Consider the following 13,817-nt stretch of genomic DNA (forward strand, 5'->3'; position numbering starts at 1 on the left):
GCAAAATTACTTATGGAAGATATCATACAAAAAGACCAGGCGTTTTTAATCTATTTAAATAATTTAGGAAGCGAACAATGGGATTGGCTTTGGCTAGCGATTACCAATCAATTTAATTGGATTCCTTTATTTGCGTTTTTAATATTTTTAATTTTTAAACACCTAGGCTGGAAAAAAGCTGCATTTACCTTGGTGTTTATTGCTGTTTTAATTACTTTTTCAGACCAATTTACAAACTTAATTAGACGTACTTTTGAAAGATTGCGCCCAAATAATGATCCAGCAATACAAGATTCTTTAAGAAGGTTGATAAACCCACAGAGTTATAGTTTTACCTCTGGTCATGCAACCACTTCAACGGTTGTTACTGTTTTTTTAATCATGCTTTTAAGAAAATATGTGCCAGCGATTAAATATTTAGCGGTATTTCCATTGATTTTTGCATACAGTAGGTTGTACTTAGGCGTACATTTTCCGATTGATATACTTTGTGGTTTTATAAACGGGATGATTATCGGCTTTGTGTCGGCAAAATTATATCAGTTTTTATCAAATAAAATATTTAAGGAATTATAAGGTTACGTACAATATTGTAGCGACGCGATTAATGGCGTTTTTACTATGCTGGTAAGAAATATCAGAAAATAAAAAGACTATCCATTTTTAAGTAAATGTGGTAGTTTTTTTTTGAAGCTATTTCCCGCTTTCCGCACTCGCTTTTTTTATTTTTTTGAAGAAAAAAAACAAAAAAGAGCTCAAACAATTGCTTCAATCGGGGCTAGGAATTTGTACTATATTTTAAGCTATGAGATTGTTTAAGTTTTAGTCAATAAAATTTTATTACAAAAATTCACTAATAATCTGTCAGTTCGACTGATTTTTTTCCTTCAAAAAAATTGTATCGAGAACTTTTTAGCATCAAAATCAATCAAAATAAAATTCTCGATACAATTTTAATTCCTTCTAGTCATTAAAATCACTCGAATTGACAAAATGGTGGAAAATCAAGAGGAGAAACTGACATAAAAATCCCTTTGACGGATTCTATTTTTAAGTTATAAAACGTTTTTAAATGAAATTTAAACAGGTTCTAATAAATAATCTAAAAAATTAAAATAAAAAAAGTCCTACACGAAGCAGGACTCAAGATTTTCATCTACGGCATATAGCCTTATTGTGATAAGATTAAAAGATTAGAGTAATTTTTTCACATCTCAAATATAGTAAAATTTTGCTGATTATCAGAATAATATCTTAATTTAGAGCAAATAATAATTGCTATATTATGTCAAAAATACTTGGATTAGATTTAGGAACAAACTCTATTGGTTGGGCGTTGGTTCAAAATAATATCATTTTAGGAATGGGAAGTAGAATTTTCCCCGAAGGTGTTGTAAACTTAGGCGAAGGAGAAGGAAGAGAGGCTTCAAAAAATGCTAGTAGAACAGAAGCGAGAGGAGTTAGAAGGCAAATTTTTAGAAGAAGATTGCGAAAACGATATTTATTAAAAGAATTGGCAAAACATAATTTCTGTCCAATTTCTGCCGATTTAATTAAAGATTGGAACGGTACAGAAATTTTTAAAAATCAAGAATTACAAGATTGGTTTAAATTAAATCCGTATGAATTAAGAGCAAAAGCAATTCATCAAGAAATATCTTTAGTAGAAATTGGACGTATTTTTTATCATATAATTCAACGTAGAGGATTTTTAAGTAACAGCAGAAGTGCCGGTGCAGATGTAAAAGAAACAAGTACGCTTTTTACAGGAGATGCCAAAATTGGTAAAATAGGAATTAGTAGTACGCTCGAAAACATCAAAAATATTGGGAATAGTGAAGAAAATAAAACGCTAGGTTCTTACTTAAATTCAATACAACCCAAAGAAAATGAACCTTATTCCGAATGTTTAGAACGCATAAGAAATAGATATACAACCCGACAAATGTATATTGATGAATTTGAATTAATTTGGGAATTTCAAAAAATATATCATTCAGAATTAACAGAAAATTTAAAATCGTTATTTGGCGGAAGAAAAAAAGATGGCTATAAAGATGACGGTGTTTTATTTCATCAAAGACCTTTACGCTCTCAAAAACATTTAGTGGGTTATTGCTCATTTGAACCAAAAAAAACAAAATGTAAAATTAGTGCGATTCCTTTTGAATTGTTTAGAATTTATCAATGGGTAAACACGCTTTCTTATGATTTTAACGGCGAAAAACAAGAAATTACATCCGAAGAAAAAGAAAAAATTATACAACTTTTATTATCCAAAGAAAAAGTTGCCTTTAAAGCAATAAGAAAAGTTATTGACAAATCAGAAAGTAATTATCAATTTAATTATAAGGATAAAGATAACATTGTAGGAACGCATACGATAAGCCAATTATCCAATAAAAAGTTTTTTGGTAAACAATGGTTTCATTTTTCAGAAGAAGAACAAGAAAATATTTGGCACGTTTTATCTTTTTTTGATGATAGCGATAAACTAAAAGAATATGCCTTAAAAAATTGGAATTTCGATGATAAAAAAGCAACAGAAATTTCTAAATTTAATTTAAAAGAAGGTTATTCAAATTTAAGTAGAAAAGCAATCAATACTATTTTGCCTTTTTTAAAACAAGGCTTTATGTTTGATATTGCCGTAGGATTGGCAGGCGTAAAAAATGTGTTATCAAAAGAAAATAATTGGGCAGAAAATGAACAATTTGTATTAGATAATGTTCCTGAAATAGTGCGTTCAAACATAAAAGGCGGCTATATTGAACCGCTTAAAAATATGCTAAAAAATGAGTTTAATTGTACCGATAAACAATTAGAAAAATTATATCATCATAGTAGTGCTATTGAAACGCAAATAATTTTAGACAAACTTCCTGTAAATATAAATGCCGATAGAGAAATTCAAAAAATTAAAAATCCTGTAGTAATTACCGCTTTGTTTGAAATACGAAAGCTCGTAAATCAAATTATAACTACTTACGGAAAACCAACGGAAATAAAAGTAGAATTAGCACGAGATTTAAAAGCGTCAAAAACCAACCGACAAGAAACCAGAAGAAGACAACAAATTTTAGAGCGTGAAAACGACAGGGTAAAAGTGGAGTTAGAAGGATTAGACCAAAGAACAAATCATGCGAATATTTTAAAATATAAACTTTGGGAAGAATGTAATAAAACGTGTCCGTTTACAGGAAAAGTAATTACGTTAAGTAAACTTTTTACAGGAGAAGTTCAAATAGAACATATTTTTCCGTGGAGCAGGTCGTTAAACGATAGTTTCAATAATAAAACACTCTGTTTTGCTGATGAAAACAGGGCAAAAGGAAATAAAACGCCGTATGAATTTTACACTTCGCAAGGTTTAGAAAAATGGGAAGCCATAAAATTACAGGCGTTAAGTTGTTTTAAAACAAAGGCTCATTATCCGAATTGTTATAATAAATTTAAGCATTTTGTAAAGCAAAAACACGATGAAGATTTTATAAGCCGTCAATTAAACGATACTAGATATATCAGTAAAGAAGCTAAAAATTATCTATCTAAAATATGTGCAAATGTAATGGTTGCTCCTGGGCAAATGACCGCCGTATTAAGGCATAATTGGGGTTTAAATACGGTTTTAAATAAAGAACAAGATGCAAAAACGAGAGATGACCACAGGCATCATGCAGTAGATGCGTTGGTTATGGCGTGTGCGAAAAGAAGTCATTTACAAGAATTAAGTAAAAGAAATAGATACCATAAAAATCATGAATTAAAAGATTTTCCGATGCCTTGGCAATCTTTTAGAATGGACGCAGAAACGGCAGTTGAACAAATTTTAGTATCACACAAAAAGCAAAAGAATTTAGTAACTATTAGAACTCATAAAACTAAAAAAAATGGGGTTGAATATAAAAATTTAGGGGTTTCTGCTAGAGGACAATTGCATAAAGAGTCGGTTTATGGAAAAAGAACAGCACCAGATAGTAGCCAAGCATTTCATATACGAAAACCGTTAGAAAGTTTAACCACAGAAAAGCATTTAGATAAAATTGTAGATGCAACTGTTCGATTACTTATTCTAAAACGAGTTAAAGAATTAGGCGGTTTTGTAAAAGGTAAAATCCCAGCAGATACTTTTTTTAAAATTGATGAAAACGGCATAAAACAAGCACAAATATTTTTACCAAATAGAAACGGTAGCAAAGTACCAATAAAAAAAATACGTATTAAAGAAAATATAGGCGGAGCAGAAAAGTTAAAGGAAGATATAAATCAATATGTGAATCCTAGAAATAATCATCATGTACTTATTTATAAAGATGAAGATGATAATTTAAAAGAAGATGTAGTAACTTTTTGGACAGCCGTAGAGCGTAAAAGACAAAAGCAAGATGTTTTTCAACTTCCTGAAGATGGGAAAAAAATTGTAACTACTTTACAAATTAATGATATGTTTTTATTAGGTTTACAAAATGAACAGGTTGATTGGGATAATATAGATGCAAATCTTTTAAAAGACCATTTGTATAGAGTTCAGAAATTTACATCAAAAGATTATTATTTTAGAAAAGATAAAGAAAGTAATTTAGATGGTAAACTAGGGATTGCTTTTCATTATATAAAAGGTTTTGGAACAGGAAAAACAGGCTGGAAAACATTTAATCCAATTAAGGTTGGAATTAATAGTATAGGTGTTTTAAAAAAGCTTTAATTTTTTGTGAGGAATGAAAGTTCATTGACATTTTTTTTTAGAGAAAACGATATTCTGACCTCAGAGTTATGAATCCTGCGTTCTGTTGTGGTTTGATTAAAGATTAGAGAAAACGATATTTTTAACAAGCGCACAAATAGCGTCAGCAAAGTTGTGGTTTGATTAAAGATTAGAGAAAACGATATTTAAATCAAATTATTGTACAGGAGATACTGGTTGTGGTTTGATTAAAGATTAGAGAAAACGATATTAGAATTTTAAAAAGTATTTACAAGAAGATGTTGTGGTTTGATTAAAGATTAGAGAAAACGATATTTATAAAGAGCATGAAACGTTTGAAGAAGTAGTTGTGGTTTGATTAAAGATTAGAGAAAACGATATTTAGTTGCTGTTACTTTCATTAACTTTGTGTGTTGTGGTTTGATTAAAGATTAGAGAAAACGATATTAAAACAAACAAAGTAAAAAAGTATCTGGGTGTTGTGGTTTGATTAAAGATTAGAGAAAACGATATTTTGTCGCTGCGAGATATGGACAAGGCGCAGGTTGTGGTTTGATTAAAGATTAGAGAAAACGATATTGGTATATCTGAAATGCAGGTTTATCGAATTGTTGTGGTTTGATTAAAGATTAGAGAAAACGATATTGATACGTTAGAAAAAAGAGAACAAAAAGCCGTTGTGGTTTGATTAAAGATTAGAGAAAACGATATTGCAGGCAGCTACAAGGTCACCAGTACATTAGTTGTGGTTTGATTAAAGATTAGAGAAAACGATATTTTTGAAACGTACCAATTGAACCGTGGTCCAGTTGTGGTTTGATTAAAGATTAGAGAAAACGATATTAAACTTGCAAAAGAAGCGGTTATTCAGAAAGTTGTGGTTTGATTAAAGATTAGAGAAAACGATATTTCAATTGCTAAAATTGCAGCAACCTGATAGTTGTGGTTTGATTAAAGATTAGAGAAAACGATATTAGTAAGCTATGTAACCGTTGCTAATACTCGTTTTAGTAAGTAAATATCGTATAAAAAAATGCTTCTTATAAAGACATAATCGCTTTGTTTGAAGCATTTTTTCATTCCTATTAGAATAATTCTAATTGAGAAGGGCTTGGTTCTTTTGGTTTTTGAACCTTGCCCCAAAAATTCATAATATTACCAAATTGTTTATCGGTAATCCTTAAAATACTTACTTTTCCAAAAGCAGGAAGTAAATTTTTTATCCTCTTTTGATGCGCATCAGCACTTTCGCTACTAGCACAATGCCGCATGTAAACAGAAAATTGCATCATCGTAAAACCATCTTTTAAAAGATTTTTACGAAACTGTTGGGCATTTCTTCTGTCTTTTTTTGTTTGAGTAGGTAAATCAAAAAACACAAATAACCACATAATTCTATAAGCATTTAAATCCATAATTTGGGATAGATTAATTTTCTGGTTTTTCCAGAAAAACATTGTTGTAAAGAGTTTGTTGTTGAGGTTAAAGCAACCATTAAAGGGCTTTTTTTATCTTCAAAATAGACCGTTTGTGTTAATGTTTTTAAAAGTTCGGCTTTAATAGGAGTAATTAAATCGTGCTCATCATATTGTTTTATAATTTCTAAAACTTTTAGGTCGATTCTATGCAAACCTTATACAGACAACTAAAACCCCTAGCCCCGATTGAAGCAATTGTTTGAGCTCCTTTTTTTTGTTTAAAAAAAAGAGCGAGTGCGTAAAGCGGGAAATAGCTTCAAATTATTTTAGTGATTATCTTAAAATTAGATAAAAAAAATAGTAGTGATACCCCTGAAAAATTAGTAATTTTGTAGGTCTGAAAAAAACCGAGTTATAAGCGTGTGTCAGTTGTGTAATCTGACAGCACAAGCGAGGTTATTGTAGCAAAAAATTTAATATATGGAAATGATAACAGCACATGACTTTGAACTAAATATTGAATTGAAAGGTGTTAAAAATCCATCAAAAGTATTTGATCATTTGTCTGGTTTTTATGATAAATTATTAGTTTTAGATAGGCATATTGTTTATAATATTTCTGTAGAAGCTAAAGTTGAATATGATTTAGTCGATATTCAATTTGAGGCTATTAGTACAAAAATTAAGCAAATTTTAGTCAATACTCCAGGCGATTACTTAAAAAATGGTATAAAACCAACCGCTTGGTTAGGCGATTTATTGGTTCACATAAAGTACAAAACTTTAAAAGCAATTGAGCTACAGCAAATATCCTCTAAAAAAGGATTAGATAAATTAACCAATGAAATAAACAGGAAAATAAAAAAGGAAACGCCCAGCCATTTATTGTTTTTTTCGGTAAATAATTACTACATTTTAAACACTGTTAAAGAAATTAGCGTACAAACAAGTAAGTTAAAAAGAGGTGAATATTTTTGTTTTAAAAGCGGAAAAAATAAAGCAAAATTAACCAATAAAAGCTTTGTAGATGTTCCTAAAATTTTGAGTGAACTAGGCGATGCAAGCATAGCGCAAGAAAGGGTAGAGGTTTTAAAGATAAAAACAATGGATTTATTGTCGGATAATTCTTATTGGAAACTACAAAGAGAAGGCGCTCCTATCGATGTTAAAATTACAGATGAAGCTTGGCTAGAGGAATATCATAATCGAAAATTTGTAATTCAGCCGAATGATTATTTAAAGTTTAATTTAAAGATAATTCATACCAATTCATCAAATAAACCACGAGTTAGTTATCAGGCAACAAAAATAATTTCGGTAATTCCGCCAAGTCATATCGAAAATCATGGGCAATTAGAAATTCCATATTAATAAAAAACGCTAACAAACTTAAAGTTTACTAGCGTTTTTTATCAAAAATATTAAAATAATATGTGAGATTAGCCCTATTTTTTTCGGTACCAATACGCCGTTCTACCAAAAACAGCAAAACCAATATAGCCTCTAATCTTTAATTTATCGGCATTTTCAAGCTCGATATAGCATTTATATTCTTTTCCGTTTTTAGGATCAACAATAGTTCCACCGCTCCATTCATTGCCATCTTTTTTTAAGCCTGTTAAAATATTCATGCCTAAAATAGGAGTGTTTTTACGATTTCCGCTACATTTATCGCAAACGGCTTTTTGCTTGTCTTTATTGGTGATTTCAATAATTTTAGCAAATGCTTTTCCGTCTTTTTCATAGACTTTAATTACAGAATCTACGGTATTGGTTTTTTCATTGCGGTTTTCCCATTCGCCAAAAATAGACTGTGCATTAATTGTTGTTGCTACTAGCAGTAATAAGATGCTTAAAAATAATTTTCTCATGTTTGTTGGGGTGTATTAATAATTAATTAAAAATAACTTCAAAAATTGCTCCAATAATAATAGTACTGCTACAATAACGAAGGTTAATCGTACTGAGCATCAAAATTTTCAGCCCATTTTCCTTGCACTCTTAACACTTGTTCTAAAACATCGCGGGCACAACCTTCGCCACCATTTTTATCAGAAATATATTTAGATACTTGCTGAATTTCTCTAACAGCATCATTTGGGCAACAAGGCATACCTACTAATTTCATCACCGGATAATCAGGAATATCATCACCCATATATAACACATTTTCAGGGTTTAAATTGTACTTGCTGATAATTTCATTAAACTGCTTAATTTTATCGTGAGCACCTAAATAAATATCCTCAATTCCTAAATTCGCCAAACGAGTACGCACGCCTTCATTTTTTCCACCAGAAATAATACACACTCTAAAACCTGCTTTTACTGCGGCTTTCAAGGCATATCCATCTTTAATATTCATTTGACGCACTAATTCACCATTCGGAAAAACGGTTACAATTCCGTTGGTTAGTACACCGTCTACATCAAAAATAAACGTATTTATTTGTGGCAATATTTCTTTATAACTTTTTTCCATTTCGTTGGATTTATGTTGTTTTTTGGATTGATTTTGTAATAAGTTGATAGATATCTTGTTGTTCTTTATCGAGTAGTTCTAAATGATTTTGAATGGTTTTTTTATCGTTTCTTTTTGCAGGGCCTGTTTGTGCTTCTGTAGGCGATAATTCTTGAATTTTTTTAGCCGTTTCTTCAATTAAAGGATGTAAAATTTCAAAAGGAACACGGTGTTCTTTACAAATATCATCGCCAATTTTATACAAATGATTGGTGAAATTATTTACAAAAACAGCGGCTACGTGCAAGGTTTTTCGCTGTTTAGAGCTAATCGGATATATTTTTTTTCCAATCGATTTTGCTACACTTTCTAAGAGCTTAAAATCATCGTTATTTTGCGCCTCTAAGCAAAAGGGTATTTCATCAAAATTAATTTCTTTATCCTTAGAAAAACTTTGCAATAAATAAAAAACTCCTTTTCTCCCGTTATTTTGTAACGAATGTAAAGAAACACTTCCTGAGGTATGTACCACCAAGCTATTTTGCTTATTTATTTTTGATGAAACTCCTGAAATAGCATCATCAGAAACCGCTATAATATAAAGGTCAGCAGCTGCTAATAAATTTAAGTTATCAGTAATAGCAACCTGTTTTTTTAAATGGCTAATTTGCTGAATATTTCTAGCATACATTTGCACCAAAGAAATTTCCTTGGTTTTGCAAAAAGCACTGGCTAAATGCAGGGCAACATTTCCACCTCCGATAATGACAATTCTAATCATGGGCACGAAGATATTGAATTTATATGATAGTGATTTGGCTATTTTAAAAAAGCGAATTATAAAATAACGACAATCTACAACTCATTACTGCCGATTTTGTAAATTAGCCTATCAAAATAAACATTAAAATAAAGAAGATGAAATTAGATATATTAGCTTTTGGAGCACATCCAGATGATGTAGAGTTAGGTTGTGGGGCTACTATTGCCAAAGAAATCGCTTCGGGTAAAAAAGTAGGTATTATAGATTTAACTAGGGGAGAGCTAGGAACACGTGGTTCTGCGGAGTTACGAGATATAGAAGCCAAAAATGCCGCTGCTATTTTGGGGGTTTCAGTACGTGAAAATTTAGGTTTTGCCGATGGGTTTTTTAAAAATGATAAAGAACATCAATTAGCGGTTATAAAAATGCTTCGAAAATACCAACCCGATATTGTTTTGTGCAATGCTATTGATGACCGTCATATTGATCATCCAAAAGGAAGCGATTTAGTATCGAATGCTTGTTTTTTAAGTGGATTATTAAAGATTGAAACAATATTAAATGGCGAGGTTCAAGAAAAGTGGCGACCTAAGTTAGTCTATCATTATATACAGTGGAAAAATATTGCCCCAGATGTTGTTGTTGATGTAACAGGTTTTATGGATAAAAAGGAAAAATCGGTCTTAGCATACGCTTCTCAATTTTTTGATCCGAACAGTAAGGAGCCTGAAACACCTATTACTAGTAAAAATTTTACCGATAGTATAAATTATAGAGCAAAAGATTTAGGAAGGTTAATTAATGTTGATTTTGCAGAAGGCTTTACCTCAGAGCGTTACGTAGCAGTGAAAAAAATAAGTGAATTAATTTAAAAAAAACTTGAAAAAAGTTTGGTGGAACAGTAAAAGAGTTATATATTTGCACTCGCAATTAAATGGTGGTTGTAGCTCAGTTGGTTAGAGTATCGGTTTGTGGTACCGAGGGTCGCGGGTTCGAATCCCGTCTTCCACCCAAAAATTAAATCCTTCTTTTTTAAGAAGGATTTTTTTGTGCGTAAAATTTAGGTATAAAAAAACAAGGCTTTTTAAACCTTGTCTTTATATTATATTAAAAATCACTTATTTCTTTTTAATTTCTAGCCATTCATCATATTTATCTTTATGCTTAAAGCGTTTGTGCGACCATAAATAAAAATCGGGCTGTGCTTTGATATTTTTTTCTGTCAATGCTAAAAATTTATCGGTAATCTGATAATTTTCAAAATCAGTAGGCGTATCGGTAATTAATTCGAAAGATGTTTCAAAATACCCTCTTTTAATTTTAGTAACATTCATATTAATAACTACTAAATTATATTTTTTAGCCAGTGTTTCCGCTCCGGTATGTACAGGGATTTTTTCATTTAAAAAAGTAGCCCAATACCTAGCTCTTGCTAATTGAGGAGATTGATCACTTAATAAAATGTATAAACTTTGAATACCTTTTGCCTGTCTTTCATTAATTTTTTTATTAAATAACCGTGTTGGCACACCATCAAAACCATATTTGGTTCTTGAGCTTTTAATTACCTTTTCAAAATAAGGGTTTTGTAGTTTGGTATATGCGCCATAACAACTAATATTTAAGTATTGTGGCAATGCAAAAGCCCATTCCCAATTTGCCTGATGCGCACCTGTTAAAACAATACTTCGCCCTTGTTTGGCATATTTGTTTATTAAATCGGCATTTACGTATTTATAGCGTTTGTTTATTTCTTTTTTGCTAATAGAAAACGACTTAATACTTTCAAAAATAATATCAACAAAATGACTGATAAATTTTTTTGTTAATTGGGTGATTTCTGCTTCATTTTTATCGGGGAAAGCAGTTTTAATATTGGTTTCAACTATTTTTTTTCTATATCCTATAATATAATATAATATCACGAAAAAGAAATCAGAAAAAACATACAAAATACGCATTGGTAATCTTGAAAATATCCAGATAAAAGGATATACAAGCGCGAAACTTAAAAACTTCATAGATTAAATTTTAAAAATGCAAATATCGTATTTAATTATCAATCATTTACTTTTGATTATTAGCTTTTTCAAAAGCTGTTATTTTAAAAATTTATTATCTTTACGTTTAAAATTTAAATTTTATGAAAAAGTATTTACTCTTGTTTTTTGTTTTATTTTTAATGTATTCATGTACTGATGAAGGGGTGTGTACTTGTACATATGAATCACAAGGATGGAATGGTGGACAAATAGTGAATCAAAATAGCTCTATAAATTATCCCTGTAATATGAAACCTCCTTGTGAATAATTAAGTGCTACTAATTAAATGTATTATTTGATCTGTTTTTTACTCTGGTATGTATTTTAGGATAAAAACAACGATTTGCTAAAATCATGTGTAATTAATTTTAGTTGTAAGATTACTCGCAGATTTTCGATTACATTTTTTACCAATTTTAGTGTTTAAAACAAGCAATTAATCATACGTAAATACAATACTATGAGTCAAATTATCTTATTATTAATAGCAGCAAACGTGTTAGTTTCCTACAAAGGATTTAACGATATTACTTTTTTTAATCGCTATAAATTTCAAATTCAACAAATTGTAAATGGAGATAAAATCAGAATGTTGACCTCGGGTTTTTTACATGCCGATTGGATGCACTTAGGGTTTAATATGTACGCTTTATATCTTTTTGGAAAAACAGTTTTGGGTAATTTTTCAACACCTTATTTCTTGCTTATTTATTTTGGGAGTTTGTTTGCGGGAAGCTTATATTCGTTGTATCAGCATAAAAACGACTATTATTATAGCGCTGTTGGAGCATCTGCTGCGGTGTCGGGAATTGTTTTTTCGGCAATTATCTTGTATCCTGATATGACCCTAATAATGTTCCCTATTCCACTTCCTTTACCTGGCTATGTTTTCGGAATTGGGTATTTATTGTATTCAATTTACGGTATGAAAAACCAGGCAGATAATGTTGGTCATTCGGCGCATTTAGGCGGTGCTATTGGTGGTTATTTACTTACTTTATTGTTAAAACCGAGTGTTATTTCAAATAACCCCTTAATGATTGGAGTTATCGGCGCAATTATTGTTGGCTTGTTCTTATTTGGCGATAAACTGAAAGTTAAATAATTTTATTACAGATTTTTAAATTCTTTTTTTGAAGCAATTTCCCGCTTTCCGCACTCGCTTTTTTTTGAAGAAAAATCAAAAAAAGAGCTCAAACAATTGCTTCAATCGGGGCTAGGCATTTGTGCTAAAAAGTAAAAATAGAACTTCAAACAACATTTAGAACCTCTTGCCTAAAAACTAAAATAGAAAATAAAACCACGCTGTCAGTTCGAGTGATTTTTTCCTTCAAAAAATTGCATTGATAATTGTTTTAACCTAATAATCTGTTTTTTAAAAATAAACAAACATCATACTGAATTTAGTTCAGCACCCCATCAAAAAGAGAACTACGGAAAAATAAAAAAAACTCAAAATTGCACAAAATTACAACTGTCAGTTCGAGTGATTTTTTCCTTTAAAAAATTGTATCGAGAACTTTTTAGTCATTAAAATCACTAAAATTGACAAGAATCATCAAAAAAAATTAGAAACTAAACTAAAACACTTTTGACGGATTCGATTTTTCATAAAACTTCACTGTAAAAAAACATGCTGAAGATTGGCTGTTGTTTGGTAAATAGTAACCGACAGATTTCACGTGCAAAAGCTTGCTTCTCAGGCGGTACAGGAGGTTCGAATTCGTTTAAGATGGGAGATTATCGATATAGAAAATCAGGCAATTTCAACATTAAAAAACACAAGTACTATTTACAAACCTGAAATTCTTGAAAATGGTGAAACCAAGCGTCAGCTACTAGATAGTAGCAGGTTTACACTTTTTAAATCACAAGAAAAGTGGACAGATAATCAAAAAGAAAGGGCTGTTATTTTATTTAATTTATATCCTGAGATAAAAAAAGCATACGATTTATCGCAAGGTTTAAAATCTGTGTTTGAAACGAAAACAGGAAAAGATGTGGCCAGAACAAAATTAGCGCTTTGGTATAATAAAGTGGAAGATGAAAATTTAAAATCGTTTAATACCATCAAAAAAACGATACAACATCATTACAAACCTATTTTAAATTACTTCAATAACAGAAATACAAATGCTTCCGCAGAATCTTTTAATGCCAAAATAAAAGCTTTTCGAGCACAGTTTCGAGGTGTCAGAGATGTTACTTTTTTCCTATATCGCCTCACTAAAATTTATGCTTAATTTATGTAGCTCCCCAAGTATTATACTTGATCCAGAAAGATTGCAAAAATAAAAGCATAAAAAAAGCCGAAACATTTGTTTCGGCTTTTGAGCGAAAGACCAGGTTCGAACTGGCGACATTCAGCTTGGAAGGCTGACGCTCTACCAACTGAGCTACTTTCGCATTGGTAAATAAAGATTTTTA

At 30.5% G+C, this 13,817-nt stretch carries 12 protein-coding genes, 2 tRNA genes and 1 CRISPR repeat array; of the genes, 7 read left to right on the forward strand and 7 right to left on the reverse strand.

Annotation, left to right across the window (positions count from 1 at the left end; translation table 11 throughout):
• Positions 1–12: 12 nt before the first annotated feature.
• Complete coding sequence (locus AQ1689_RS01375; RefSeq protein ID WP_101954952.1) at positions 13–576, forward strand: phosphatase PAP2 family protein; 564 nt, start codon at positions 13–15, stop codon at positions 574–576.
• Positions 577–1,285: 709 nt separating this feature from the next.
• The gene (gene cas9, locus AQ1689_RS01380) at positions 1,286–4,705 is read left to right on the forward strand and encodes a type II CRISPR RNA-guided endonuclease Cas9 (RefSeq protein WP_101954953.1); all 3,420 of its coding nucleotides are present in this window, start codon (positions 1,286–1,288) and stop codon (positions 4,703–4,705) included.
• 84 nt (positions 4,706–4,789) lie between these two features.
• Positions 4,790–5,680: a CRISPR direct-repeat array (repeat unit 36 nt; unit sequence GTTGTGGTTTGATTAAAGATTAGAGAAAACGATATT).
• 110 nt (positions 5,681–5,790) lie between these two features.
• Here cas9 and cas2 read toward each other — a convergent pair.
• A complete protein-coding gene (cas2, locus tag AQ1689_RS01385; RefSeq protein ID WP_101915361.1) occupies positions 5,791–6,120 on the reverse strand; it encodes a CRISPR-associated endonuclease Cas2 in 330 nt (109 codons plus the stop codon).
• The gene (locus AQ1689_RS01390; RefSeq protein ID WP_180947511.1) at positions 6,111–6,335 is read right to left on the reverse strand and encodes a hypothetical protein; all 225 of its coding nucleotides are present in this window, start codon (positions 6,333–6,335) and stop codon (positions 6,111–6,113) included. The genes cas2 and AQ1689_RS01390 overlap by 10 nt, the downstream gene beginning before the upstream one ends.
• A gap of 268 nt (positions 6,336–6,603) precedes the next feature.
• On the opposite strand from AQ1689_RS01390, the gene AQ1689_RS01395 reads away from it, so the two are divergent.
• Positions 6,604–7,494, forward strand: coding sequence for a hypothetical protein (locus AQ1689_RS01395; protein ID WP_101954954.1), 891 nt, complete (start codon positions 6,604–6,606; stop codon positions 7,492–7,494).
• A gap of 74 nt (positions 7,495–7,568) precedes the next feature.
• Here AQ1689_RS01395 and AQ1689_RS01400 read toward each other — a convergent pair whose 3' ends face one another.
• The 3 genes from AQ1689_RS01400 to AQ1689_RS01410 form a co-directional block, all read right to left on the reverse strand.
• Positions 7,569–7,994, reverse strand: a complete 426-nt coding sequence (locus AQ1689_RS01400; RefSeq protein WP_172505116.1) for a DUF2147 domain-containing protein — start codon at positions 7,992–7,994, stop codon at positions 7,569–7,571.
• 83 nt (positions 7,995–8,077) lie between these two features.
• Entirely contained in the window at positions 8,078–8,605 is a 528-nt protein-coding gene (locus tag AQ1689_RS01405; protein ID WP_058884483.1) for a KdsC family phosphatase, read from the reverse strand.
• Between the two features lie 10 nt (positions 8,606–8,615).
• Entirely contained in the window at positions 8,616–9,365 is a 750-nt protein-coding gene (locus AQ1689_RS01410) for a Rossmann-like and DUF2520 domain-containing protein (protein WP_101954955.1), read from the reverse strand.
• A 137-nt stretch (positions 9,366–9,502) separates the two neighbouring features.
• On the opposite strand from AQ1689_RS01410, the gene bshB1 reads away from it, so the two are divergent.
• On the forward strand, positions 9,503–10,219 hold the full coding sequence (bshB1, locus tag AQ1689_RS01415; protein ID WP_101954956.1) for a bacillithiol biosynthesis deacetylase BshB1: 717 nt from the start codon (positions 9,503–9,505) through the stop codon (positions 10,217–10,219).
• A 64-nt stretch (positions 10,220–10,283) separates the two neighbouring features.
• Positions 10,284–10,359: transfer RNA gene (locus AQ1689_RS01420), tRNA-His, on the forward strand.
• Between the two features lie 106 nt (positions 10,360–10,465).
• On the opposite strand, the gene AQ1689_RS01425 is transcribed toward AQ1689_RS01420, so the two are convergent.
• Positions 10,466–11,368, reverse strand: coding sequence for a lysophospholipid acyltransferase family protein (locus AQ1689_RS01425; protein ID WP_101954957.1), 903 nt, complete (start codon positions 11,366–11,368; stop codon positions 10,466–10,468).
• A gap of 482 nt (positions 11,369–11,850) precedes the next feature.
• On the opposite strand from AQ1689_RS01425, the gene AQ1689_RS01430 reads away from it, so the two are divergent.
• Positions 11,851–12,495 carry a rhomboid family intramembrane serine protease gene (locus tag AQ1689_RS01430; RefSeq protein WP_101954958.1) on the forward strand — a complete coding sequence of 215 codons (645 nt, stop codon included), beginning with the start codon at positions 11,851–11,853 and terminating at the stop codon, positions 12,493–12,495.
• 556 nt (positions 12,496–13,051) lie between these two features.
• Positions 13,052–13,633, forward strand: coding sequence for an ISAon1 family transposase (locus tag AQ1689_RS01435; protein ID WP_101954959.1), 582 nt, complete (start codon positions 13,052–13,054; stop codon positions 13,631–13,633).
• A 90-nt stretch (positions 13,634–13,723) separates the two neighbouring features.
• On the opposite strand, the gene AQ1689_RS01440 is transcribed toward AQ1689_RS01435, so the two are convergent.
• A tRNA-Gly gene (locus AQ1689_RS01440) sits at positions 13,724–13,796 on the reverse strand.
• Positions 13,797–13,817: the final 21 nt, after the last annotated feature.

The sequence above is a fragment of the Tenacibaculum finnmarkense genome, from assembly GCF_900239185.1.
GTDB classification, from domain to species: Bacteria; Bacteroidota; Bacteroidia; order Flavobacteriales; family Flavobacteriaceae; genus Polaribacter; species Polaribacter finnmarkensis.